The sequence below is a fragment of the Vibrio panuliri genome, assembly GCF_009938205.1.
GTDB lineage: Bacteria > Pseudomonadota > Gammaproteobacteria > Enterobacterales > Vibrionaceae > Vibrio > Vibrio panuliri.
In genome coordinates, this window is the sequence record NZ_AP019654.1 from 3022301 (window position 1) to 3048785 (window position 26485).

Annotated in this window: 16 protein-coding genes, 3 tRNA genes, 6 rRNA genes and 1 riboswitch; of the genes, 7 read left to right on the plus strand and 18 right to left on the minus strand. The window is 46.8% G+C overall.

Annotated features, from left to right (window positions below):
* Positions 1-4 precede the first annotated feature (4 nt).
* On the minus strand, positions 5-439 hold the full coding sequence (zntR, locus tag GZK95_RS13885) for a Zn(2+)-responsive transcriptional regulator (protein ID WP_075708783.1): 435 nt from the start codon (positions 437-439) through the stop codon (positions 5-7).
* 263 nt (positions 440-702) lie between these two features.
* Here zntR and purH point away from each other — a divergent pair, with 263 nt between their 5' ends.
* Together purH and purD are read left to right on the plus strand one after the other, a co-directional pair.
* On the plus strand, positions 703-2295 hold the full coding sequence (gene purH, locus GZK95_RS13890; RefSeq protein ID WP_075713320.1) for a bifunctional phosphoribosylaminoimidazolecarboxamide formyltransferase/IMP cyclohydrolase: 1593 nt from the start codon (positions 703-705) through the stop codon (positions 2293-2295).
* A gap of 86 nt (positions 2296-2381) precedes the next feature.
* A complete protein-coding gene (gene purD, locus GZK95_RS13895; protein WP_075713318.1) occupies positions 2382-3671 on the plus strand; it encodes a phosphoribosylamine--glycine ligase in 1290 nt (429 codons plus the stop codon).
* A 64-nt stretch (positions 3672-3735) separates the two neighbouring features.
* Here the strand turns inward: purD and GZK95_RS13900 are convergent, their stop codons facing one another.
* A complete protein-coding gene (locus GZK95_RS13900; protein ID WP_075708780.1) occupies positions 3736-4434 on the minus strand; it encodes a DUF1481 domain-containing protein in 699 nt (232 codons plus the stop codon).
* A 48-nt stretch (positions 4435-4482) separates the two neighbouring features.
* On the minus strand, positions 4483-4755 hold the full coding sequence (gene hupA / locus GZK95_RS13905; protein WP_075649482.1) for a nucleoid-associated protein HU-alpha: 273 nt from the start codon (positions 4753-4755) through the stop codon (positions 4483-4485).
* A gap of 351 nt (positions 4756-5106) precedes the next feature.
* Between hupA and GZK95_RS13910 the strand changes: the two genes are divergently transcribed.
* Complete coding sequence (locus GZK95_RS13910; RefSeq protein ID WP_075713316.1) at positions 5107-6210, plus strand: CNNM domain-containing protein; 1104 nt, start codon at positions 5107-5109, stop codon at positions 6208-6210.
* 53 nt (positions 6211-6263) lie between these two features.
* Here the strand turns inward: GZK95_RS13910 and GZK95_RS13915 are convergent, their stop codons facing one another.
* Positions 6264-6851, minus strand: coding sequence for a YjaG family protein (locus tag GZK95_RS13915; RefSeq protein ID WP_075708778.1), 588 nt, complete (start codon positions 6849-6851; stop codon positions 6264-6266).
* Between the two features lie 72 nt (positions 6852-6923).
* Between GZK95_RS13915 and GZK95_RS13920 the strand changes: the two genes are divergently transcribed.
* Both GZK95_RS13920 and GZK95_RS13925 read left to right on the plus strand, forming a co-directional pair.
* Positions 6924-7850 (plus strand): D-2-hydroxyacid dehydrogenase, encoded by a 927-nt coding sequence (locus GZK95_RS13920; RefSeq protein WP_075713314.1) that lies wholly within the window; start codon positions 6924-6926, stop codon positions 7848-7850.
* Positions 7850-8419, plus strand: coding sequence for a uracil-DNA glycosylase family protein (locus GZK95_RS13925; protein ID WP_075713312.1), 570 nt, complete (start codon positions 7850-7852; stop codon positions 8417-8419). Before GZK95_RS13920 ends, GZK95_RS13925 begins: the two co-directional genes overlap by 1 nt.
* A 239-nt stretch (positions 8420-8658) precedes the next feature.
* On the opposite strand, the gene GZK95_RS13930 is transcribed toward GZK95_RS13925, so the two are convergent.
* The 9 genes from GZK95_RS13930 to GZK95_RS13970 all read right to left on the minus strand — a co-directional run bounded on the left by GZK95_RS13930 (position 8659) and on the right by GZK95_RS13970 (position 19361).
* Positions 8659-8735: transfer RNA gene (locus tag GZK95_RS13930), tRNA-Asp, on the minus strand.
* A gap of 42 nt (positions 8736-8777) precedes the next feature.
* Positions 8778-8893 (minus strand): 5S ribosomal RNA (gene rrf / locus GZK95_RS13935).
* Positions 8894-9050: 157 nt separating this feature from the next.
* Positions 9051-11937: ribosomal RNA gene (locus tag GZK95_RS13940) — 23S ribosomal RNA — on the minus strand.
* A 272-nt stretch (positions 11938-12209) separates the two neighbouring features.
* Positions 12210-12285: transfer RNA gene (locus GZK95_RS13945), tRNA-Ala, on the minus strand.
* 42 nt (positions 12286-12327) lie between these two features.
* Positions 12328-12404, minus strand: a tRNA-Ile gene (locus GZK95_RS13950).
* 64 nt (positions 12405-12468) lie between these two features.
* Positions 12469-14021, minus strand: a 16S ribosomal RNA gene (locus GZK95_RS13955).
* 351 nt (positions 14022-14372) lie between these two features.
* Positions 14373-14488, minus strand: a 5S ribosomal RNA gene (gene rrf, locus GZK95_RS13960).
* A 161-nt stretch (positions 14489-14649) separates the two neighbouring features.
* A 23S ribosomal RNA gene (locus GZK95_RS13965) occupies positions 14650-17538 on the minus strand.
* 272 nt (positions 17539-17810) lie between these two features.
* Positions 17811-19361, minus strand: a 16S ribosomal RNA gene (locus tag GZK95_RS13970).
* Together the 16S, 23S and 5S rRNA genes with 3 tRNA genes alongside form the textbook arrangement of a ribosomal RNA operon.
* A 556-nt stretch (positions 19362-19917) precedes the next feature.
* On the opposite strand from GZK95_RS13970, the gene GZK95_RS13975 reads away from it, so the two are divergent.
* Entirely contained in the window at positions 19918-20373 is a 456-nt protein-coding gene (locus tag GZK95_RS13975) for an RNA recognition motif domain-containing protein (RefSeq protein ID WP_075708875.1), read from the plus strand.
* Here the strand turns inward: GZK95_RS13975 and murI are convergent.
* The 3 genes from murI to btuB are packed head-to-tail and all read right to left on the minus strand — an operon-like array spanning position 20339 to position 23732.
* Positions 20339-21133, minus strand: a complete 795-nt coding sequence (gene murI, locus GZK95_RS13980) for a glutamate racemase (protein ID WP_075713247.1) — start codon at positions 21131-21133, stop codon at positions 20339-20341. The genes GZK95_RS13975 and murI overlap by 35 nt on opposite strands.
* A 30-nt stretch (positions 21134-21163) precedes the next feature.
* On the minus strand, positions 21164-21850 hold the full coding sequence (locus GZK95_RS13985) for a Dph6-related ATP pyrophosphatase (protein WP_075713249.1): 687 nt from the start codon (positions 21848-21850) through the stop codon (positions 21164-21166).
* A 55-nt stretch (positions 21851-21905) separates the two neighbouring features.
* On the minus strand, positions 21906-23732 hold the full coding sequence (gene btuB / locus GZK95_RS13990; protein ID WP_075713251.1) for a TonB-dependent vitamin B12 receptor: 1827 nt from the start codon (positions 23730-23732) through the stop codon (positions 21906-21908).
* A gap of 54 nt (positions 23733-23786) precedes the next feature.
* A riboswitch (cobalamin riboswitch) is annotated at positions 23787-23983 on the minus strand.
* Positions 23984-24169: 186 nt separating this feature from the next.
* Between btuB and trmA the strand changes: the two genes are divergently transcribed.
* Positions 24170-25276 carry a tRNA (uridine(54)-C5)-methyltransferase TrmA gene (gene trmA, locus GZK95_RS13995; RefSeq protein WP_075708871.1) on the plus strand — a complete coding sequence of 369 codons (1107 nt, stop codon included), beginning with the start codon at positions 24170-24172 and terminating at the stop codon, positions 25274-25276.
* 58 nt (positions 25277-25334) lie between these two features.
* Here the strand turns inward: trmA and GZK95_RS14000 are convergent, their stop codons facing one another.
* Positions 25335-25721 carry a YijD family membrane protein gene (locus tag GZK95_RS14000; RefSeq protein WP_075708870.1) on the minus strand — a complete coding sequence of 129 codons (387 nt, stop codon included), beginning with the start codon at positions 25719-25721 and terminating at the stop codon, positions 25335-25337.
* Positions 25721-26362, minus strand: a complete 642-nt coding sequence (gene fabR, locus GZK95_RS14005; protein WP_075649217.1) for an HTH-type transcriptional repressor FabR — start codon at positions 26360-26362, stop codon at positions 25721-25723. The genes GZK95_RS14000 and fabR overlap by 1 nt, the downstream gene beginning before the upstream one ends.
* Positions 26363-26485 lie beyond the last annotated feature (123 nt).

A 26485-nucleotide genomic window follows, 5' to 3' on the forward strand; every position in this document is an offset into this window, starting at 1 on the left:
AATCTTAGTGATGGTGACAGCAACTGTCATTGGAGTCGTCACTCGCAAGAGCCCCCAAAATGGAACAATGACTTGCGTTGTCTTCCACATCGCCGCAGCAAGCATCATTTATTTTCTTCAGTGCGGTGCGAATTCGCGTGAGCTCTTCAATTTTGTCATCAATCACTCGCAGCTTAGCCGTGGTGATCGCTTTGACTTCAGCACAACTGTGTTCCGTCGCTTCTAACTTGATCTCCAATAGCTCTTTGATCTCTTCTAAGCTCAAGCCCAACTCTTTCGCTTTTAGAATAAACGCCACTTGTTTTTGGTTCTTTTCACCATACAGACGATAACCAGACTCACTGCGTCCTGCTGGTTTAATCAAACCATTTTTCTCATAAAATCTCAGCGTATCGGCCGTCACACCACAACGCTTCGCTAGTTCACCGATCTGAAACATAGTTTTTCCTTTTAACCGTTTCTTTACTTATCAAGGTAAAGATGACGAAGATTACAATTATTTTTGCGATGCCAAACGATTGCGCGAGCTTTTTTGTAATAAATTAGTTAGAATGTGCGCCATCAAATTCAGAGCGTGCCAAACGCTCCTTGAAATAGCAAAAGGTCTTTACCAAAACTGGCCAATATTCTACCCCAAGGGCTAGAAACAAGTTCATTTTTGGCAAGCATCTTTTAATTCGTGAATTTGAGGAAAATGGAAGCATGAATAACGCTCGTCCTATTCGCCGCGCGCTTATCAGCGTATCAGACAAAACAGGTATTGTTGAGTTTGCTCAAGCTCTAACCGAGCGTGGTGTCGACATTCTATCGACTGGTGGTACTGCTCGTTTGCTAGCAGAGCAAGGTATCGCAGTAACTGAAGTATCGGATTACACTGGTTTCCCAGAAATGATGGACGGTCGCGTAAAGACCTTACATCCAAAAGTTCACGGTGGCGTACTAGGTCGTCGCGGTCAAGATGATGACGTAATGGAAAAACACGGCATCAACCCTATCGATATGGTTGTCGTCAACCTTTACCCATTTGCTGAAACTGTCGCCAAAGAAGGCTGTACCCTTGCTGATGCTGTTGAGAACATCGATATCGGTGGTCCAACGATGGTACGTTCTGCCGCAAAAAACCACAAAGATGTAACGATCGTGGTCAACGCTAAAGACTACACTCGCGTCATTAATGAAATGGACGCGAATGAAAAGTCGCTAACCCTAGAAACCCGCTTCGATTTAGCAATTGCCGCATTTGAACATACCGCAGCGTATGACGGCATGATTGCAAACTACTTCGGCACTATGGTTCCATCATACGGTGAGAACAAAGAAGGTGACGAAGAGAGCAAGTTCCCACGCACTTTCAACCAACAGTTCATCAAAAAGCAAGATATGCGCTATGGCGAGAACAGCCACCAAGATGCCGCTTTTTATGTTGAAGATAATCCACAAGAAGCTTCGGTTGCTACTGCTCGTCAAATTCAAGGTAAGGCGCTGTCATACAACAATATCGCGGATACCGATGCTGCGCTTGAGTGCGTTAAAGAGTTCCACGAGCCAGCATGTGTAATTGTAAAGCACGCGAATCCATGTGGCGTAGCACTGGGCAAAGATATTCTTGAAGCTTACAACCGCGCTTACCAGACCGATCCAACTTCTGCTTTTGGCGGCATCATCGCATTCAACCAGCAACTTGATGCTGCAACAGCAGCCGCTATCGTTGAGCGCCAATTCGTGGAAGTCATCATCGCCCCGTCAGTTTCGGCTGAGGCGATTGAGATTGTAGCAGCAAAGAAAAACGTACGTTTACTTGAGTGCGGTGAGTGGACAACGAAAACCACAGGTTTCGATGTTAAGCGCGTGAATGGTGGCTTATTAGTACAAGATCGCGATCAAGGCATGGTAACGCTAGATGACCTGAAAGTCGTTTCTAAACGCCAGCCAACAGAAGAAGAGCTAAAAGATGCACTGTTCTGCTGGAAAGTCGCGAAATTCGTTAAATCAAACGCGATTGTTTACGCCAAAGGCGATATGACTATCGGTGTTGGAGCGGGCCAAATGAGCCGTGTTTATTCAGCAAAAATCGCCGGTATTAAAGCTGCAGATGAAGGCTTAGAGGTTGCAGGAAGCGTTATGGCTTCTGATGCCTTCTTCCCATTCCGTGATGGTATTGACGCGGCAGCGGAAGCTGGTATCAAGTGTGTTATCCAACCTGGCGGCTCAATGCGAGATGACGAAGTTATCGCTGCTGCAGATGAGCATGGCATGGCGATGATCTTTACCGGAATGCGTCACTTCCGCCACTAATTCTCTCTTCGGATATGGTGCCATCAATGGTGAACGGCACCCTTTACGTCGAGAAAACAAAATTCTGAAATGAGGGAAATTTCAATATGCGAGTTTTAATTATTGGTTCAGGCGGTCGTGAACACGCGTTAGGTTGGAAGGTTGCACAAAACCCAAATGTAAAAACTGTCTTTATTGCCCCAGGTAATGCAGGTACCGCACTCGAGCCAAAGCTTGAGAACGTCAATATTGGTGTGGAAGATATCGATGCATTGGTTAACTTCGCCAAAGACAATGCGATTGAACTCACCATCGTTGGACCTGAAGCTCCATTGGTCATTGGTGTGGTTGATGCATTCCAAGCAGAAGGACTGGCGATCTTTGGCCCAACTCAGAGTGCCGCTCAACTTGAAGGTTCTAAAGCCTTTACAAAGGATTTCTTAGCACGTCATAAAATTCCAACGGCGGCTTACGCAAATTTCACTGAAATTGAACCGGCAATCGCTTATGTCCGTGAGCAAGGCGCACCTATTGTCGTCAAAGCTGATGGTCTAGCGGCAGGTAAAGGCGTTATCGTCGCGATGACGCTGCAAGAAGCGGAAGATGCGATCAAGGATATGCTCGCAGGTAACGCTTTTGGTGAAGCGGGAAGTCGTGTTGTCGTGGAAGAGTTCCTTGATGGCGAAGAAGCCAGCTTTATTGTCATGGTCGATGGCGAGAATGTTCTGCCCATGGCAACCAGCCAAGATCATAAACGAGTTGGCGATAAGGATACTGGTCCAAATACTGGAGGCATGGGCGCTTACTCACCAGCACCAGTGGTCACTTCTGAAATCCACGACCGTATTATGCAAGAAGTTATTTATCCAACGGTACGCGGTATGGCAGCAGAAGGGAACCCATATACTGGCTTCCTCTACGCAGGGCTGATGATTGACAAAGACGGGACACCAAAAGTCATTGAGTACAACTGCCGCTTTGGCGACCCAGAGACTCAACCTATTATGATGCGCATGCAATCAGACATGGTAGAACTTTGCTTTGCCGCACTAGAGAAACGTTTAGACCAAGTGGAGTCGAAATGGGATCCACGTGCCTCCATTGGTATCGTGCTCGCGGCTGGTGGCTACCCAGCGGCTTACGACAAGGGCGATGTAATCTCTGGTTTACCACAAACTGAGGTTGAAGGTGAAAAAGTGTTCCATGCGGGTACTGATAACCACACTGGCGAAATCGTGACAAATGGTGGACGAGTGCTTTGTGCGACGGCACTTGGCAATAGTGTCTCTGAGGCTCAGAAACGTGCCTACGAGCTTGCAAAACAAATTAGCTGGAAAGGTATGTTCTACCGCAATGACATTGGTTACAGAGCGATAGAACGCGAAAATAACGCATAAAATAACTAACAACAGCTTGGCTAGCAAAAAGGCGCTCTATGAGCGCCTTTTTTTTATGAACTTACTACTCTTCAAGCAAGCTTGGTCTCTGTATACAGGATTGGCTGTCATCTTTCAGCATCAATAGGTCTTCAATAACCAAGCCATCTCCTTTCTCGCTTCCGACAAAGGCTAAGAAACTATCAATTCCCGCTAAGCGATCAACAACAAAGCTGGGTAAGCTCTGGTTAAAAACTAAACTCTGATACTCTTGCCCCGAACAGGTTTCAAACTCTTTGCCATTCCAATAACCCTGAATAAGCTCCAAGCCTTCTTTCTCTTGCTGTTTCGTTTTTTCAGCCACATTGACCGCTTCACTCTTAAGTTGTGCTAGCATCTCACTTTTCAGAGGAAGGACTTTCGTCCCTAGACGATATTGCTGATAAACAGCCTCACCTTGTTGGTTAAACCGTATATGAATCTTGTACGGTACTAAGCCTTGATTACCTTTTAACTGTTCACCTTCACGAATCAACTCTCGAACAGTACCATCTTCCCAACGATAGTTACTTTGATACCAACCATAGTCTCCAGCGACAACGTAATCGGCGGCGCTTTGAGGAACTGCAATTCTCTCAGTAAGCCAGTATAAACTGGTGGCGTCACCCATGCTTTGTCCGCCAGAGTGCTTAACCGTTGTTTCAAGCGTGGATTGAGAGATATCAGCAGAGCAGCCGACGAGAATAAGAGAGGCGATTAGTGAAGGAAGAAAACGTTTTTTCATAAGGCTTTGCAAACGCCAAGACCAATACTGATCTTGGCGTTAATTTAATTATTTCACTGCGTCTTTAAGTGCTTTACCAGCAACGAAAGCAGGAACATTTGCAGCTGCGATTTGGATCTCAGCACCAGTCTTAGGGTTGCGACCAGTACGTGCTGCACGGTGGTTTACTTTGAATGTACCAAAACCAATTAGTTGAACTTGGTCACCCTCTTTAAGTGCACCAGATACACCTTCAAGAGTTGCTTCAAGAGCAGCTTTAGCTTGTGCTTTTGATAGGTCTGCTTTCTCAGCGATAAAGTCGATTAATTGGGTCTTGTTCATTAGGTTTCCCTTCTCATATGTTATCGAATTCAACTCACTCTAAAACATAAATGCCCCATCTGGCAAAGGTTTGTAAGCATTCTTTGGCTTTAATGCGTGACTTTTAACCATAATATGAGTATTAACTCACAAATTGTTACTAGCTGAACCATAATCAATACTTGTTTTTCAACCAATTTAACCTTATTTATAACCCGCTGAAACCAAGTGAAGCCTGATATTACGGGGTTTGAGCGATGATAAAATACACACACCTATCGAGCTCCGGTATACTGAGCTTGCTCTCATTTTCAATAGTGATAGCATTTCGCTGAAAAATTAGGTCGTGCTCATAACTTTTATAGGAACAATATGTTGCTGTTAACCCTATACGTCACCATTGCGATTGGCGTATCTTTTATCTGTTCAGTTCTCGAAGCTGTCTTACTGAGTATTTCTCCTAGCTTTATCGCTCAAATGCGTCAGCAAGGACACCCAGCGGCAGACAAACTGTCTGCGCTAAAGCAAGACATCGACCGCCCACTCGCTTCTATCCTCACCTTGAACACCATTGCTCATACCATCGGTGCGGCGACCGCGGGCGCACAAGCGGCAGTTGTTTTTGGTAGTGAATGGCTCGGTGTATTTTCTGGGGTACTCACCCTTGCCATTCTAGTTCTATCGGAGATCGTGCCAAAAACGATTGGTGCGACATACTGGCGTCAACTCGCGCCATTTGCCGCCACGACGCTGCGTTGGATGGTATGGCTACTCACTCCTTTCGTCTGGTTCTCTGAACAGATCACCAAGCGCCTAGCTCGTGGTCATGAGGCACCAAAGATGCGTGATGAGCTTTCAGCGATGGCAATTCTCGCCAAAGAGAGCGGCGAGTTCGCAGAAGGCGAATCAAAGATTCTAAGTAATCTACTTGGCATCCAAGATGTGCCAGTAACACAAGTTATGACACCGCGTCCGGTCGTATTCCGCGTCGACGCTGAAATGACGATCAAAGAGTTCTTAACTGAGCACCGCGATACTCCTTTTTCACGTCCGCTGGTTTACAGCCAAACCAATGACAACATTGTTGGCTTCGTGCACCGTCTGGAGCTGTTCAAGCTAAAGCAATCAGGTAGTGGAGATAAGCAGCTTGGTGCTGTAATGCGTCCTGTCCATGTTCTCTTAAACAACATGCCATTGCCTAAGGCATTCGACCAAATGTTGTCTAAACGCCTTCAGCTTGCGCTAGTCGTGGACGAATACGGTACTGTGCAAGGTCTATTGACTCTAGAAGATATTTTCGAACATCTTATTGGTGAAGAAATTGTCGATGAAGCTGACCGTGCCACCGACATGCAAGAGCTTGCTTTTGAACGTTGGGAAAAATGGAAAAAACAACACGGTGTAATTGAAAGCCGCGATGACGATGAAGACGAAGCAAAAGAAGAGTCTGAATCTGTAGACAAAGACAAGTCGTAAGCGAGTTTTTACCAAAAGACAAAAGGGAGCAAATGCTCCCTTTTTAGTACCGATTAAACGCTAATACCAATATTACTCACGCCTTCATCTTTCAGTTCTGCACGTAAGTCCTTAATTAAATCGATATCACGCTCTTCTGCATCTTTGAGAGGGCGGAAAATAGCCCACTGCAAGTCCCACTCAGCACAAACAGCTTCGTTATCTTTCTGGTTTTCATCCGTAATCTCAATACCCGTCTGCGCTTCTTCAAGTTGCGCTACCGTCATTACAGATTGCTGACTGACTTTCTGCATGCTTGCAAAAAGATCATCACGATCCAATAGCCCATGGATCATGGTAGATAACGCAACACATGCATCAATTGCAGGGTAAACTCCGTAGAAGTCAAAATCTTCTGAGCTTGGGATAATCTCTTCTAACTTCTCCAGTTGACGCTCAAAGTTAACCTTTGCCGTTTTTACTGTAAGCTGTTCCCAGATACTATCTAGGATGTCACGGTAAGTGCGAGCAGAAGCAAACTGAGTGTTTTCACAAAACATTGCGTAGTTTGGGTACATACGCTCACACAGACAAGCCATGAAGGTTATCTGTTTCCAAGGTTCTAACTTCTCAAGACGAAGCTGAAGTGGGTTTCTTAGCATAATGGCTCAATTGGTTGCAGAAAAATACAGCGGCAGTTTACTTGATAACCAGCAGGGAAAAAAGCAAAGCCTATGAACAATTTCACGAAAAAACTCTTTATTTTGACTGAGCAAAACGAGACATACCAAAAGCTGGTTGAATCGTACAATCTACCAAATTTAGTGATCACAAAAGAGGCTCGTGAAGCGCATATCGTTTTAGCGGCACCGCCACTGCTTGCCCCAAAGTTAAATCAGTTTGAAAAGTTAGTTTGGGTGCAATCAATCTATGCCGGTATCGACGCTCTGATCAAAGATAGCCTACGCCAAGATTATCTGCTGACAAATGTAAAAGGTATCTTTGGACAGCAGATCGCTGAGTATGTACTAGGGCTAACCATCGACCATTATCGTCATTTTAACCTTTATCGTGAGCAACAACGCCAGCAGCAGTGGTTAGCCCACTCTTACCAAACACTCAGTAGTAAAACCATGGTGATTGTAGGAACTGGCGAGATAGGCAGTTATCTTGCGCAGATGGCAAAAGCGTTTGGTTTGATTACTATCGGTGTCAACACTAGAGGCATACCTAAGACAAACTCTCCATTTGACTATATCTATCACATCGATGAACTTGCCAGCGCAATCGGCAAAGCAGACATCGTCGTCAGCACATTACCAGAGACACCAAGTACCCAAGGCATCTTTAATCAAACCAACTTCTCACAGGCCAGTTCCATTTTATTTTTTAATGTGGGACGTGGTAGTAGCATAGAGCAAACAGCACTACTTGCCGCTTTAGACAGTGGAAAGGTCGCTCAGGCGTTCCTTGACGTATTCGAGCAAGAGCCGTTACCGAGCGAACATCCATACTGGGCACACCCGAATGTGACTATCACCCCTCATATCGCCGCTGTGAGTTTTCCAGAGCAAGTGGTGAAGATCTTTGCTGACCATTACATAGAATGGGAACAAGGTTATTCCCTACATGGCTGCATTGATTTTAGTAAAGGGTATTAATGTTAGAACAACTATTAAGTGACATTAGACAGTGCCGATTATGTGAACCCGAATTACCGCTAGGTGCAAATCCGGTAATTCAGGCACATCAAGATGCGCGCGTGCTGATCATTGGTCAAGCTCCAGGAACACGGGTGCACGAAAGCTCAATACCTTGGAATGATCCTAGTGGGGATAGATTAAGAGCATGGCTACAAATCGATAAACCAACCTTCTATGACCCTCGCAAGATAGCGATTATGCCAATGGGGCTATGCTATCCAGGTAAAGGAAACAGTGGCGATCTACCACCAAGAAAAGAGTGTGCCCCTAAATGGCACCAAGCTGTGCTCGACCAGCTTCCCAATATCGAAATGACGCTGCTGATCGGTCAATATGCACAGAACTACTATCTCAACGACAAGCCTAAAACATTGACTGAAACCGTAGAAAACTGGCGTCGATGGGCTCCACAATATCTACCGCTGCCTCATCCATCACCACGCAATACACTATGGCTTAAAAGAAACCCGTGGTTTGAAGCGGAAGTTGTCACTTACATTCGAGAGTATGTGCAACAGAAGATTTGACTGTGGAACGCTGCGCTACAGATGCGGGAGAAGAGCGAGAGCGTAGAATTGAGAGTCGAGAAGTACTCGCTAAATGATCGAAGTCGAGCATGCACTCCCGGTTCCCGCATCCGTAAATGAGGCGCTAGCCGAATGTTCTCAAATCTCGAAGCGTGATATCTTCGATATCGAGCGTTCCAATTTCATTTCCAGCAGAAATGAAAAAAGCCCTGCTATTTCTAGCAGGGCTTCTCAATAAGTGGCGGAGTGGACGGGACTCGAACCCGCGACCCCCGGCGTGACAGGCCGGTATTCTAACCAACTGAACTACCACTCCGCAGTGGCTTACTCGCTATCAAGCAAGTGTCCATAATGTAAAGCCTGGCGATGTCCTACTCTCACATGGGGAAGCCCCACACTACCATCGGCGCTAATTCGTTTCACTTCTGAGTTCGGCATGGAATCAGGTGGGTCCAAATCGCTATGGTCGCCAAGCAAAATTCTTTATCAATTTGCTCGCAAATTCAAACGCACTTTAGTGCGGCCCTTTAGGGTGAGATTTGCTTGCAAATCGAATAATTCGGAAAGCTGTTTTCGTTCTTACACATTCAATGTTCTTTCTTTGAGTCCATCAAAACCCCTTGGGTGTTGTATGGTTAAGCCTCACGGGCAATTAGTATCAGTTAGCTCAATGCCTCACAGCACTTACACACCTGACCTATCAACGTCGTAGTCTCCGACAACCCTTTAGGATACTTAAAGTATCAGGGAGAACTCATCTCAAGGCTCGCTTCCCGCTTAGATGCTTTCAGCGGTTATCGATTCCGAACTTAGCTACCGGGCAATGCGTCTGGCGACACAACCCGAACACCAGAGGTTCGTCCACTCCGGTCCTCTCGTACTAGGAGCAGCCCCTTTCAATTCTCCAACGCCCACGGCAGATAGGGACCGAACTGTCTCACGACGTTCTAAACCCAGCTCGCGTACCACTTTAAATGGCGAACAGCCATACCCTTGGGACCGACTTCAGCCCCGGGATGTGATGAGCCGACATCGAGGTGCCAAACACCGCCGTCGATATGAACTCTTGGGCGGTATCAGCCTGTTATCCCCGGAGTACCTTTTATCCGTTGAGCGATGGCCCTTCCATACAGAACCACCGGATCACTATGACCTACTTTCGTACCTGCTCGAATTGTCATTCTCGCAGTTAAGCGGGCTTATGCCATTGCACTAACCACACGATGTCCAACCGTGTTTAGCCCACCTTCGTGCTCCTCCGTTACTCTTTGGGAGGAGACCGCCCCAGTCAAACTACCCACCGGGCACTGTCCGTAACCCCGATTAGGGGTCGACGTTAGAACATCAACACTACAAAGGGTGGTATTTCAAGGACGGCTCCACACATACTGGCGTACGTGCTTCAAAGCCTCCCACCTATCCTACACATGTAGGGTCAATGTTCAGTGCCAAGCTGTAGTAAAGGTTCACGGGGTCTTTCCGTCTAGCCGCGGGTACACTGCATCTTCACAGCGATTTCAATTTCACTGAGTCTCGGGTGGAGACAGCGTGGCCATCATTACGCCATTCGTGCAGGTCGGAACTTACCCGACAAGGAATTTCGCTACCTTAGGACCGTTATAGTTACGGCCGCCGTTTACCGGGGCTTCGATCAAGAGCTTCGACCTAAGTCTAACCCCATCAATTAACCTTCCGGCACCGGGCAGGCGTCACACCGTATACGTCATCTTACGATTTTGCACAGTGCTGTGTTTTTAATAAACAGTTGCAGCCACCTGGTATCTGCGACTCTCAATAGCTCCATCCGCAAGGGACTTCACCGTCAAGAGCGTACCTTCTCCCGAAGTTACGGTACCATTTTGCCTAGTTCCTTCACCCGAGTTCTCTCAAGCGCCTTGGTATTCTCTACCCGACCACCTGTGTCGGTTTGGGGTACGATTCCTTACAATCTGAAGCTTAGAGGCTTTTCCTGGAAGCATGGCATCAATGACTTCACTACCGTAGTAGCTCGACATCGTGTCTCAGCCTTAAAAAGAGCCGGATTTACCTAACTCTTAAGCCTACGCACTTGAACCTGGACAACCGTCGCCAGGCCCACCTAGCCTTCTCCGTCCCCCCATCGCAATTGTAAGAAGTACGGGAATATTAACCCGTTTCCCATCGACTACGCCTTTCGGCCTCGCCTTAGGGGTCGACTTACCCTGCCCCGATTAACGTTGGACAGGAACCCTTGGTCTTCCGGCGAGGAGGTTTTTCACCCCCTTTATCGTTACTCATGTCAGCATTCGCACTTCTGATACCTCCAGCATGCTTTACAACACACCTTCAACGGCTTACAGAACGCTCCCCTACCCAATAACTAAAAGTTATTGCCGCAGCTTCGGTTTATAGCTTAGCCCCGTTACATCTTCCGCGCAGGCCGACTCGACTAGTGAGCTATTACGCTTTCTTTAAATGATGGCTGCTTCTAAGCCAACATCCTAGCTGTCTAAGCCTTCCCACATCGTTTCCCACTTAGCTATAATTTGGGACCTTAGCTGGCGGTCTGGGTTGTTTCCCTCTCCACGACGGACGTTAGCACCCGCCGTGTGTCTCCCGGATAGTACTTACTGGTATTCGGAGTTTGCAAAGGGTTGGTAAGTCGGGATGACCCCTAGCCTTAACAGTGCTCTACCCCCAGTAGTATTCGTCCGAGGCGCTACCTAAATAGCTTTCGGGGAGAACCAGCTATCTCCAGGTTTGATTGGCCTTTCACCCCTAGCCACAAGTCATCCGCTAATTTTTCAACATTAGTCGGTTCGGTCCTCCAGTTGATGTTACTCAACCTTCAACCTGCCCATGGCTAGATCACCTGGTTTCGGGTCCATATCCAGAGACTGAACGCCCAGTTAAGACTCGGTTTCCCTACGGCTCCCCTAGATGGTTAACCTTGCCACTGAATATAAGTCGCTGACCCATTATACAAAAGGTACGCAGTCACAGGACAAAGCCTGCTCCTACTGCTTGTACGTACACGGTTTCAGGTTCTATTTCACTCCCCTCACAGGGGTTCTTTTCGCCTTTCCCTCACGGTACTGGTTCACTATCGGTCAGTCAGTAGTATTTAGCCTTGGAGGATGGTCCCCCATATTCAGACAGGATAACACGTGTCCCGCCCTACTCGATTTCACTGAACACACATCGTCAACTACGGGACTATCACCCTGTATCGTCGGACTTTCCAGACCGTTCGTCTAACGTGTATAAAGCTTAAGGGCTAGTCCAATTTCGCTCGCCGCTACTTTCGGAATCTCGGTTGATTTCTTTTCCTCGGGGTACTTAGATGTTTCAGTTCCCCGGTTTCGCCTCGTTATGCTATGTATTCATAACGATACTTACTTATGTAAGTGGGTTTCCCCATTCGGAAATCCCAGACTCAAGTGGCTTTTACTGCCTAATCTGGGCTTATCGCAAGTTAATACGTCCTTCATCGCCTCTGACTGCCAAGGCATCCACCGTGTACGCTTAGTCACTTAACCATACAACCCGAAGGAGTTTCGAGTTGATGTTCAAATCACCAAAGTTGTCTGCAATTTTTATACATGATGCAGACTCGATTTTGCCGGACTCAAATTCCAAGAACACTTGAATGTGTTTTTAGTTGTATTCATAAATGAATACTTTGAGAACTTTACAAACAACAATAAATTGTTGTTTTGTCAGCTTTCCAAATTGTTAAAGAGCTAGATTTTACTTTCTACTTAAAGAAAGAAACCATTTTTAAGAACACTTAATCAAATGCGCTTAGAGATGGTGGAGCTATGCGGGATCGAACCGCAGACCTCCTGCGTGCAAGGCAGGCGCTCTCCCAGCTGAGCTATAGCCCCATCAGGTGTTGATACTGTGTGCCAATTCCTTGGGATGGGAATTGGTGGGTCTGAGTGGACTCGAACCACCGACCTCTCGCTTATCAGGCGAACGCTCTAACCACCTGAGCTACAGACCCAGTATCGTCTCTTAATTACAAACCGTATCAATCTGTGTGAACACTCATCGCAATAATCATCGTATAAGGAGGTGATCCAGCGCCAGGTTCCCCTAGCGCTACCTTGTTACGACTTCACCCCAGTCATGAACCACAAAGTGGTGAGCGTCCTCCCGAAGGTTAAACTACCCACTTCTTTTGCAGCCCACTCCCATGGTGTGACGGGCGGTGTGTACAAGGCCCGGGAACGTATTCACCGTGGCATTCTGATCCACGATTACTAGCGATTCCGACTTCATGGAGTCGAGTTGCAGACTCAATCCGGACTACGACGTACTTTTTTGGGATTCGCTCACTTTCGCAAGTTGGCAGCCCTCTGTATACGCCATTGTAGCACGGTGTGTGTAGCCCTACTCGTAAGGGCCATGATGACTTGACGTCGTCCCCACCTTCCTCCGGTTTATCACCGGCAGTCTCCCCGAGTTCCCGACATTACTCGCTGGCAAACAAGGATAAGGGTTGCGCTCGTTGCGGGACTTAACCCAACATTTCACAACACGAGCTGACGACAGCCATGCAGCACCTGTCTCATAGTTCCCGAAGGCACCAAAGCATCTCTGCTAAGTTCTATGGATGTCAAGAGTAGGTAAGGTTCTTCGCGTTGCATCGAATTAAACCACATGCTCCACCGCTTGTGCGGGCCCCCGTCAATTCATTTGAGTTTTAATCTTGCGACCGTACTCCCGGGCGGTCTACTTAACGCGTTAGCTCCGAAAGCCACGGCTCAAGGCCACAACCTCCAAGTAGACATCGTTTACGGCGTGGACTACCGGGTATCTAATCCTGTTTGCTCCCCACGCTTTCGCATCTGAGTGTCAGTATCTGTCCGGGGGGCCGCCTTCGCCACCGGTATTCCTTCAGATCTCTACGCATTTCACCGCTACACCTGAAATTCTACCCCCCTCTACAGTACTCTAGTCAGCCAGTTTCAAATGCAATTCCGAGGTTGAGCCCCGGGCTTTCACATCTGACTTAACTAACCACCTGCATGCGCTTTACGCCCAGTAATTCCGATTAACGCTCGCACCCTCCGTATTACCGCGGCTGCTGGCACGGAGTTAGCCGGTGCTTCTTCTGTCGCTAACGTCAAATCCATACGCTATTAACGCATGAATCTTCCTCACGACTGAAAGTACTTTACAACCCGAAGGCCTTCTTCATACACGCGGCATGGCTGCATCAGGCTTGCGCCCATTGTGCAATATTCCCCACTGCTGCCTCCCGTAGGAGTCTGGACCGTGTCTCAGTTCCAGTGTGGCTGATCATCCTCTCAGACCAGCTAGGGATCGTCGCCTTGGTGAGCCCTTACCTCACCAACTAGCTAATCCCACCTAGGCATATCCTGACGCGAGAGGCCCGAAGGTCCCCCTCTTTGGCCCGTAGGCATTATGCGGTATTAGCCATCGTTTCCAATGGTTATCCCCCACATCAGGGCAATTTCCTAGGCATTACTCACCCGTCCGCCGCTCGCCGCCCATAAGCGCACCCGAAGGATTGTTTATGTCGCTGCCGCTCGACTTGCATGTGTTAGGCCTGCCGCCAGCGTTCAATCTGAGCCATGATCAAACTCTTCAATTTAAGATTTTGTCGACTCAATGAATACTGAACATTACATAGTAATGTTTGAATTGACTGTGCTGCTATTTTCTAGCAATGGTCACTTCGTTTCATTGAAATCTAATTTGAAGCCTAAGCTTCTAATTTGGATTATCATCAACGAGTGCCCACACAGATTGATAGGTTTATATTGTTAAAGAGCTTTGCTTTCAACGCGTTAGCGTCTCAGCGAGGTGCGTATAATACGCTTCCCACTTTGAAAGTCAACATAAAATTCTAAGTTTTCTTAAAACTTTATGGTGACTTGCTTATTAAATAAGCAAGTGCGCTATTTTGTCTTCACTTTTTTAAAAAGTGAAAAGAAAATTAAAAGCCTGGCGATGTCCTACTCTCACATGGGGAAGCCCCACACTACCATCGGCGCTAATTCGTTTCACTTCTGAGTTCGGCATGGAATCAGGTGGGTCCAAATCGCTATGGTCGCCAAGCAAAATTCTTTATCAATTTGCTCGCAAATTCAAACGCACTTTAGTGCGGCCCTTTAGGGTGAGATTTGCTTGCAAATCGAATAATTCGGAAAGCTGTTTTTCAGTTCTTACACATTCAATCTGTTCTTTCTTTGAGTCCATCAAAACCCCTTGGGTGTTGTATGGTTAAGCCTCACGGGCAATTAGTATCAGTTAGCTCAATGCCTCACAGCACTTACACACCTGACCTATCAACGTCGTAGTCTCCGACAACCCTTTAGGATACTTAAAGTATCAGGGAGAACTCATCTCAAGGCTCGCTTCCCGCTTAGATGCTTTCAGCGGTTATCGATTCCGAACTTAGCTACCGGGCAATGCGTCTGGCGACACAACCCGAACACCAGAGGTTCGTCCACTCCGGTCCTCTCGTACTAGGAGCAGCCCCTTTCAATTCTCCAACGCCCACGGCAGATAGGGACCGAACTGTCTCACGACGTTCTAAACCCAGCTCGCGTACCACTTTAAATGGCGAACAGCCATACCCTTGGGACCGACTTCAGCCCCGGGATGTGATGAGCCGACATCGAGGTGCCAAACACCGCCGTCGATATGAACTCTTGGGCGGTATCAGCCTGTTATCCCCGGAGTACCTTTTATCCGTTGAGCGATGGCCCTTCCATACAGAACCACCGGATCACTATGACCTACTTTCGTACCTGCTCGAATTGTCATTCTCGCAGTTAAGCGGGCTTATGCCATTGCACTAACCACACGATGTCCAACCGTGTTTAGCCCACCTTCGTGCTCCTCCGTTACTCTTTGGGAGGAGACCGCCCCAGTCAAACTACCCACCAGGCACTGTGTCCGTAACCCCGATCAGGGGTCGACGTTAGAACATCAACACTACAAGGGTGGTATTTCAAGGACGGCTCCACACATACTGGCGTACGTGCTTCAAAGCCTCCCACCTATCCTACACATGTAGGGTCAATGTTCAGTGCCAAGCTGTAGTAAAGGTTCACGGGGTCTTTCCGTCTAGCCGCGGGTACACTGCATCTTCACAGCGATTTCAATTTCACTGAGTCTCGGGTGGAGACAGCGTGGCCATCATTACGCCATTCGTGCAGGTCGGAACTTACCCGACAAGGAATTTCGCTACCTTAGGACCGTTATAGTTACGGCCGCCGTTTACCGGGGCTTCGATCAAGAGCTTCGACCTAAGTCTAACCCCATCAATTAACCTTCCGGCACCGGGCAGGCGTCACACCGTATACGTCATCTTACGATTTTGCACAGTGCTGTGTTTTTAATAAACAGTTGCAGCCACCTGGTATCTGCGACTCTCAATAGCTCCATCCGCGAGGGACTTCACCGTCAAGAGCGTACCTTCTCCCGAAGTTACGGTACCATTTTGCCTAGTTCCTTCACCCGAGTTCTCTCAAGCGCCTTGGTATTCTCTACCCGACCACCTGTGTCGGTTTGGGGTACGATTCCTTACAATCTGAAGCTTAGAGGCTTTTCCTGGAAGCATGGCATCAATGACTTCACTACCGTAGTAGCTCGACGTCGTGTCTCAGCCTTAGAAAGAGCCGGATTTACCTAACTCTTAAGCCTACGCACTTGAACCTGGACAACCGTCGCCAGGCCCACCTAGCCTTCTCCGTCCCCCCATCGCAATTGTAAGAAGTACGGGAATATTAACCCGTTTCCCATCGACTACGCCTTTCGGCCTCGCCTTAGGGGTCGACTTACCCTGCCCCGATTAACGTTGGACAGGAACCCTTGGTCTTCCGGCGAGGAGGTTTTTCACCCCCTTTATCGTTACTCATGTCAGCATTCGCACTTCTGATACCTCCAGCATGCTTTACAACACACCTTCAACGGCTTACAGAACGCTCCCCTACCCAATATCTAAAAGATATTGCCGCAGCTTCGGTTTATAGCTTAGCCCCGTTACATCTTCCGCGCAGGCCGACTCGACTAGTGAGCTATTACGCTTTCTTTAAATGATGGCTGCTTCTAAGCCAACATCCTAGCTGTCTAAGCCTTCCCACATCGTTTCCCACTTAGCTATAATTTGGGACCTTAGCTGGCGGTCTGGGTTGTTTCCCTCTCCACGACGGACGTTAGCACCCGCCGTGTGTCTCCCGGATAGTACTTACTGGTATTCGGAGTTTGCAAAGGGTTGGTAAGTCGGGATGACCCCCTAGCCTTAACAGTGCTCTACCCCCAGTAGTATTCGTCCGAGGCGCTACCTAAATAGCTTTCGGGGAGAACCAGCTATCTCCAGGTTTGATTGGCCTTTCACCCCTAGCCACAAGTCATCCGCTAATTTTTCAACATTAGTCGGTTCGGTCCTCCAGTTGATGTTACTCAACCTTCAACCTGCCCATGGCTAGATCACCTGGTTTCGGGTCTATATCCAGAGACTGAACGCCCAGTTAAGACTCGGTTTCCCTACGGCTCCCCTAGATGGTTAACCTTGCCACTGAATATAAGTCGCTGACCCATTATACAAAAGGTACGCAGTCACAGGACAAGCCTGCTCCTACTGCTTGTACGTACACGGTTTCAGGTTCTATTTCACTCCCCTCACAGGGGTTCTTTTCGCCTTTCCCTCACGGTACTGGTTCACTATCGGTCAGTCAGTAGTATTTAGCCTTGGAGGATGGTCCCCCATATTCAGACAGGATAACACGTGTCCCGCCCTACTCGATTTCACTGAACACACATCGTCAACTACGGGACTATCACCCTGTATCGTCGGACTTTCCAGACCGTTCGTCTAACGCGTGTAAAGCTTAAGGGCTAGTCCAATTTCGCTCGCCGCTACTTTCGGAATCTCGGTTGATTTCTTTTCCTCGGGGTACTTAGATGTTTCAGTTCCCCGGTTCGCCTCGTTATGCTATGTATTCACATAACGATACTTACTTATGTAAGTGGGTTTCCCCATTCGGAAATCCCAGACTCAAGTGGCTTTTACTGCCTAATCTGGGCTTATCGCAAGTTAATACGTCCTTCATCGCCTCTGACTGCCAAGGCATCCACCGTGTACGCTTAGTCACTTAACCATACAACCCGAAGGAGTTTCGAGTTGATGAACAAGTCACCAAAGTTGTCTGCAATTTTTATACATGATGCAGACTCGATTTTGCCGGACTCAAATTCCAAGAACACTTGAATGTGTTTTTGTGTATTCATAAATGAATACTTTGAGAACTTTACAAACAACAATAAATTGTTGTTTTGTCAGCTTTCCAAATTGTTAAAGAGCTATGTTAGCTACAAGCTTACGCTTGTGAACTATCAATCTGTGTGGACACTCATCACGATAATCATCGTATAAGGAGGTGATCCAGCGCCGGGTTCCCCCTAGCGCTACCTTGTTACGACTTCACCCCAGTCATGAACCACAAAGTGGTGAGCGTCCTCCCGAAGGTTAAACTACCCACTTCTTTTGCAGCCCACTCCCATGGTGTGACGGGCGGTGTGTACAAGGCCCGGGAACGTATTCACCGTGGCATTCTGATCCACGATTACTAGCGATTCCGACTTCATGGAGTCGAGTTGCAGACTCAATCCGGACTACGACGTACTTTTTGGGATTCGCTCACTTTCGCAAGTTGGCTGCCCTCTGTATACGCCATTGTAGCACGTGTGTAGCCCTACTCGTAAGGGCCATGATGACTTGACGTCGTCCCCACCTTCCTCCGGTTTATCACCGGCAGTCTCCCCGGAGTTCCCGACATTACTCGCTGGCAAACAAGGATAAGGGTTGCGCTCGTTGCGGGACTTAACCCAACATTTCACAACACGAGCGACGACAGCCATGCAGCACCTGTCTCATAGTTCCCGAAGGCACCAAAGCATCTCTGCTAAGTTCTATGGATGTCAAGAGTAGGTAAGGTTCTTCGCGTTGCATCGAATTAAACCACATGCTCCACCGCTTGTGCGGGCCCCCGTCAATTCATTTGAGTTTTAATCTTGCGACCGTACTCCCCGTGCGGTCTACTTAACGCGTTAGCTCCGAAAGCCACGGCTCAAGGCCACAACCTCCAAGTAGACATCGTTTACGGCGTGGACTACCGGGGTATCTAATCCTGTTTGCTCCCCACGCTTTCGCATCTGAGTGTCAGTATCTGTCCGGGGGCCGCCTTCGCCACCGGTATTCCTTCAGATCTCTACGCATTTCACCGCTACACCTGAAATTCTACCCCCCTCTACAGTACTCTAGTCAGCCAGTTTCAAATGCAATTCCGAGGTTGAGCCCCGGGCTTTCACATCTGACTTAACTAACCACCTGCATGCGCTTTACGCCCAGTAATTCCGATTAACGCTCGCACCCTCCGTATTACCGCGGCTGCTGGCACGGAGTTAGCCGGTGCTTCTTCTGTCGCTAACGTCAAATCCATACGCTATTAACGCATGAACCTTCCTCACGACTGAAAGTACTTTACAACCCGAAGGCCTTCTTCATACACGCGGCATGGCTGCATCAGGCTTGCGCCCATTGTGCAATATTCCCCACTGCTGCCTCCCGTAGGAGTCTGGACCGTGTCTCAGTTCCAGTGTGGCTGATCATCCTCTCAGACCAGCTAGGGATCGTCGCCTTGGTGAGCCCTTACCTCACCAACTAGCTAATCCCACCTAGGCATATCCTGACGCGAGAGGCCCGAAGGTCCCCCTCTTTGGCCCGTAGGCATCATGCGGTATTAGCCATCGTTTCCAATGGTTATCCCCCACATCAGGGCAATTTCCTAGGCATTACTCACCCGTCCGCCGCTCGCCGCCCATAGACGCACCCGAAGGATTGTTTATGTCGCTGCCGCTCGACTTGCATGTGTTAGGCCTGCCGCCAGCGTTCAATCTGAGCCATGATCAAACTCTTCAATTTAAGATTTTGTTCGACTCAATGAATACTGAACATTACATAGTAATGCTTGAATTGACTGTGCTGCTATTTCTAGCAATGGTCACTTCGTTTCATTGAAATCTAATTTGAAGCCTAAGCTTCTAATTTGGATTATCATCAACGAGTGCCCACACAGATTGATAGGTTCTTGTTTTTAAAGAGCTTTCTAACTAGCTAGCCACTTAAAGTATCTTGCCGTTAGGGGTGCGTATCTTACGCTTCCCAATTTGAGAGTCAAGCGTTTTTTCAAACTTTCTTTTCTCTCTCATTTCCTTCTCGGACCGTGACTTGCGTCTCACTCCGTGTCGGTGAGGCGGCATTATAGGGAGGTTTGAAAACATGACAAGTCTTTTTAGAAAAAAACATTTTGTTTGCTTAAAAACTCAGCAAATCATTAAAAATAGGATAAAATTTCAACATTTGAGTCATGTCACATCAATATAATGGAAAAACGCCAAGCATATACGTAAGATCTATGTGTCTATTTTGTTAAAGGTAGACAGTTAATTTTCTCTGACATAGAAGTAGTATTCTTATTATGAGTTCAAATAAATCGACAATCTTGTTAATCGCCATTGCTGTACTCGGTGCACTTATCTTCTTTAAGCTAGATATCTCGCCAGCAATCAGCTTTGTTATTGGTGTTGTTGCTTCCGCTTTTGTTCTGAAACTTTCCAATGCAACAACGAATGAGTTAGATACGCCTTTAAATGATCCTGCAACCAAAACGCTATATGTAGGAAACTTGCCTTATAAAGCTAACGAGTCTCACGTTAAGGACTTATTTGCCGAACATGGTGAAGTCTTTGCTGTTCGTCTAATGAAAGATAAGCGAACGGGTAAAAGGAGGGGATTCGGTTTTGTTGTAATGGCAGCTTCAGATGCTGAAACCGCCATTGCAGGGTTAAATGAGAAAGACTATATGCAGCGTACTCTAAAAGTACGTATTGCAAACGAGCCTAAATCTCAAGAGGAAAGGGACGAACTGGACTAAAACCCAATTTTCTTAATGCGTTGTTCAGTGCATCTTCTTGCCAAGGAGGTGCACTAGAATAAATCTCTCTACTCCCCTTTTCCTGTTCTACGTTACTCACGGACAAAAGCCCTTGCACCCGACGTGCTATTGCTTCACCTGAATCGACCAATAGTACCTGCTCCCCTAACACACTTTGTATTTCCTGTTTGATTAATGGAAAGTGTGTACACCCCAAAACCGCCACATCAATTTTGTTGGCTAAAGGCGCGAGTAGTTTGCGGATCTCACTAAGGCAAACGGGTTGGCCGCGTAGTTTTTCTTCCGCAATATCAACTAAGCGAGTAAGCCCTAACATTTCAACAGGTTTATCTTGTGCAAAGTCGCGAATTAGGTCATGCGTGTATTCACGCTTGACCGTTGCAGGAGTCGCAATCAAACCAACCGCTTTATTCGCCAGACTAGAAGCGGGCTTAATTGCCGGTACGACACCGACCACAGGAATCACCAATCGCGCACGTAGAGAAGGAAGAACAATCGTGCTGGCAGTGTTGCAGGCAATAACAACTATATCGATTTGGTGTGTCTCCACCATCGCAACAACCAGTGACTCTACTCGCTCAACTAATGTTTGACGGTCTAGCTCTCCATAAGGATACGCTTCATTATCAAACAAATAATAATAATCTAGTTGTGGCAGTCGGGTTTCTATCTCTTGGTAGACAGATAGACCACCAACACCTGAGTCAAAAATCAGAACTTTGGGTTGCTGCTGAGTCACAAAATATTTCCAGTAGTAAAGATGACGCGATCATACCCTTGGATTAACTTTTCGCAACAACTTGGCAGTATATCTTTGGTGAGAGAAGCGCTCACCGTGCTCAACCTCAGTGAGATGCAATTCTAACTTACCGTTGAAGCTTGTCGTTTTAGTCACCAAGGTATGAAACTCACCATTTTCACCACAAGGGTCAACTTCGTGTGGCAATTCAGTCAGTAGCTTTTGGTCATACCAACTTCCACATAGGTCTTTAGAGATTCTTGAGCTGTCTGCGGTGACCAGCATAGTTTGAATACCTCTGGTGATTATCTCATCGGCCAGTTGCGAACTCGCCTCTCCCATTAAAGGGAAAACACAATGCCACCCCGCTGGCTCAATGTAGCTGCGGCGATACTCTGCAATCCCATTACAAAACATATCGCCAAATGCGACGTAGCTAAACTCAAGCTTTGAGGTTTTTAACCCATTAACTACCAGTGTCTGATAAACCTCGTTACTTGGGAACACCTCCGGTAGCTCGATAGTCACCAGTGGTAATGAAAGCAGCTCTGCTTGCATCTTGATCACTGAGATTGGCGTCGCCTGAAATGGCACTTCATCTGCAAGATGGGTGGTAAAGATCCCTACCACACGATACTCATCGCTTTCCATCAGGCGCTCTAAGGTCAATGTTGAGTCTTTCCCAGAGGACCAACTAACGATAACGTTCTTTTTCATCTATGTCTCGAATAAGGAAAAACCGCCCGAAGGCGGTTTCATGTCTAACAGAAAACTAAAACTGATACGTCATATTTAAATAGAATGAACGCTCAGGTGCAGGATAACCTTTGGCCGTCTCATACTCTTCATCGAGAAGGTTGTCGATTCTGGCGCGGATAGCCAAATCAGGCTGAACCCAGTATGTTGCTGCAACATCGAGCAAATCATAAGCTTCGAGAGTCTCTGAACCGTCAGGTCGTTCACCAAAGTAGAGATAACTGGTCGAGACATCGACATCACCAAACGAAGCATTGGCATGCCATTTAAAGTTCTTTTTCGCACGTCGAGCTAGTTGCTTGTCGTCACTGTCTTTAGGGTCTTTAAAATCGGCGGATAACGTGTGAGAAACAAGACCTGTATCAAAACCTAACTCCAGCTCCACGCCTTTTATGCGTGAAACACCTTCGACATTCTCGTAAATCGCTTTCTGACCAGAACGAGGGGTATAGGTAATCAAGTCATCGATTCTGATATCGTAACCTGTGACTCCCCAACGAATACCACTAATGTCACCACGAGCGCCTAACTCATAGTTTTTCGAACTTTCTGGTCTTAAGTTTGGATTGGCATCAGCCCAAGCAGAACCGTTCTGCTGCGAGAGCGTTGGCGCTTTATAAGCCGTACCGTATGACCCGAATAACTGAGCATTTTCCGTGATATCGATACCTAGACCGGCATTGTAAGTCGTATTGCGACCATAATCTTCGTTATCATCCGAGCGAGCGGAAAGCTCGGCGGTAAGAATGTTATAGCGCGTTGAAACTACACCAAAAAAACCTAAGTTCTTGCGCGTTAACAATGAGTTTGCAGTATCAGGCTTTTCATAAGAATCTTTACGCCAATCAACACCCGCGGAAAGTTGCGTATCGTTATCTACCGCATAACTGTTGATCCAACTGACATTATCTTGCTTATATTTATTTTGATACTTGTCCGCCAACGCAGTGTTATATGGGTCAAAAGTGCGAGAGTCAGTATTCTCGTGCGAATAAGTCACGACAGAGCCAAAATCACCTTGCTTATATCCTAAAGAGCCACTGTAAACCTGTGTCTCAATTTCTACTTCTGCCTTCTTTCGAACCGTAGTACTGTCGTTGTATTGGTAGTTATTTCGATATGCCCTTGCTAGCACCGACCCTGTAAACTGCTCATTGAACTGATGATCATATCCTAATGAACCATTGAGAGAATCGAAGCCATACTTTTCACCATCATTGACACCTTCAATCGGGTTGATGTTATAGCCTTCATCTTTTTCGTATCCAGCATTCAACTTCAACGTACCAGATTCCGATGTTTTCACTGCCGCCATTACATTGGCATCTTGACCTCGACTACCCACACCAACGCTTAGCGATGAGGTTCCGACTTGCCCTGCTTTTGCATAAGTAATGATGTTAATGACACCACCAATAGCCTCAGAGCCATACATCGCCGCACGAGCACCTCGGATGTACTCTACACGCTCAATCTGCATTACTGGTATCTGGTTAAAATCAACGGCACCTGTCGATGACTTAGCCATTCGAACGCCATCAACAAGAACAAGAACTTGATCCGAGGAAGTACCACGTACAAAGATACTTGCAAGCTGGCCGCGTCCACCATTTTGGGTAATTTCGACCCCAGGTAGCTTTCTCAGAATTTCCGGTAAACTCTTCGCCTGAGTTTGCTCTATCTCTTCTCTGGTCACAATATTGACTGGTGCAAGAACCGTATTCACAGGTTGCTCAAAACGGTTTGCGGTCACAACTATGGTTTCATCCGCTTGTTCAGCGAGAGAATAAGGGGCGTGCGAAAGCAGTGAACCCACTGCCACTGCTAAAATAGATCGGTTCATTTTTATAGTCCTAAATCGCGTAAGTCCTACTGAGCATCAATAACTTGGCTTCCATTATTGGCTCAGTTGCTGGCAGGTATTCGGACTTTAGAGCTTGATTGGCCTACTAACTCGACTTCCCACATCAATCTAGATGCAGTGTCTTTTGAGTGTTCGTTCTCTATAACCGCTGCGCGTCAGTTCTGGATTCTCACCAGATTCCCTTTTAGCCATCTAAACCTCTAGACAGCACCAGCTGGAAGAAAATGGTATGTAGCTGAGGCGAGATTGTCCAGCAAATAACATATATATCTATCATTTAGTAACAAATGACTAGATTGTTGCCATAATTTCTAAACAGAAAAGTGAGGCCGATACTGTTCAAAACTGGACATATAGCTGATATCGAATAAAATCTGCGCTCTTAAATATAAATGCACCATACAAAGGTAATTACTATGGCGACTCTTGATGTCAATCCCCTGCACTATCAGCAGCAACTCGCTGAGAAAGCTGAACGTCTTAATGAGATGTTTGCTCAATACAATGTGCCAGAGTTGGAAGTTTTCGAATCTCCAGAGCAGCACTACCGTATGCGTGCAGAGTTTCGCGTTTGGCACGAAGGTGAAGACATGTACTACATCATGTTCAACCAAGAAACTCGTGAGAAATATCGCGTTGATCAGTTCCCTGCGGCCAGTCGCCTAATCAATGATTTGATGCCGCTGTTAATAGAGGCGATGAAAGATAATGACACGCTGCGTCGCAAGCTTTTCCAGGTGGACTTCTTATCTACACTTAGCGGAGAGATTTTGGTTTCGCTGCTCTACCATCGTCAACTTGATGATGCTTGGATCGCAGAAGCAAAAGCACTAAAACAGCGCCTCAATGACGAAGGTTTTAACTTAAATCTGATTGGCCGTGCTCGTAAGATGAAAATCATCCTCGATCGCGATTATGTGGTTGAAAAACTCGATGTGAATGGTCAGCCATACATCTACCAACAAGTAGAAAATAGCTTTACCCAGCCTAATGCAAAAGTCGCTACAAAAATGCTGGAGTGGGCAATTGATTGTACCCAAGATAGCCAAGGTGACTTACTAGAGCTCTACTGTGGTAATGGTAATTTCTCACTGGCGCTTGCACAAAACTTTAATCGAGTACTCGCGACTGAGCTTGCTAAACCATCGGTAGAATCGGCGCAGTACAACATCGCAGCAAACAAAATCGATAATGTTCAGATCATTCGTTTATCAGCCGAAGAGTTTACTCAAGCGATTGAAGGAAAAAGAGAGTTTCGCCGTTTAAAAGATGCGGGAGTCGATCTGAATAGTTACAACTGCAACACAATCTTTGTTGATCCACCTCGTTCAGGCATGGATATTGATACTTGTAAGATGGTACAAGGTTATGAGCGAATCCTTTATATCTCATGCAACCCAGAAACATTAAAAGAAAATCTAGAAATTCTGAGTGAAACACATAACGTCACTCGTTTTGCTCTCTTCGATCAATTTCCCTACACACACCATATGGAAGCCGGTGTGATGCTAGAGCGCAAGTAATCTAACTTGAACTGTAGAGACAAAAAAACGAGCCTTTCGGCTCGTTTTTTATTTGTGCTTATTCGGCAGCGATTTCATCTTTCTTGGACATATAGCCCAGCTTTTTGCCAATCCAAAGCATCAGTAATAGTGACACAAGGATAGCGAAGAAGTTCGAGCCAGACTCAGGGTATTGAGCCTTAAGAAATGCGGAATGGCCAAATGCGCCGACAAAAAAGCAAGCCAATCCGACCAGAGGAATATCTTCAGATACTGGATTTGCTAAGTATTCTTTGTATAGCGCTTGAACTGCCAATACCAGCGCAATGATTGGGAAAATAGAGAAGCTAACCTCGCTCATCGTTAACCATGAAAGTAGTGCGTCACCACACATACCCGCGATTAGAGCAAGAACCAGTGTTTTTCTTTCCGAACCACGATTAATTGGATTATTTTCATTAGACATTAATCTATCCCGCCTTTTAGTCGGTTACGTTCACGTTCTTTGCGATACCAATAAGCCCCTTTGGCTATCATTCGCAACTGCATGATCAGACGTTCAGCTAATATTTCACGCTCACGTCGATCGAGATCTAGAGCTTCGGCACCAGAGCTAAATACTAGTGTTACTGACGCTTCTGCTTGGGTGAAGGCTTCATCACGGCTCATACCTGTACTGATCAGGAACTCGGTTAACTCGGCCGCAAAGTGTTGGATTTCTCGTGCAACGGCAGTACGAAAAGCAAATGAAGTCCCTGAACGTTCGCGTAACAACAAACGAAATACGTTCGGACTACTCTCAATGAATTCCATAAAGGTTTCCACAGAGGTACGAATAACGCTACCTTCTTTGACAATCCGTTGACGAGCTTGGCGCATCAATTGACGCAGCAACAAACCACCTTCATCTACCATGGTTAAGCCTAACTCATCCATATCTTTAAAATGACGATAAAATGAGGTTGGCGCTATCCCCGCCTCACGCGCGACTTCTCGAAGACTCAAATTGGAAAAACTTCTGTCTGCACTAAGTTGATTGAAAGCTGCATCAATCAAAGAGCGACGAGTCTTTTCTTTTTGCTGTGCGCGAATTCCCATGGTTTTCATTTTTTAGTTTCTACTTTTCTGACAGGGGATTTCTTAATATACAACGATTCTCCTTATGACTTAAGCCTTTCCTAACTACAGAGAAATAAACCGCAGTTGACTAGCGATTACAATCCCTTCTCC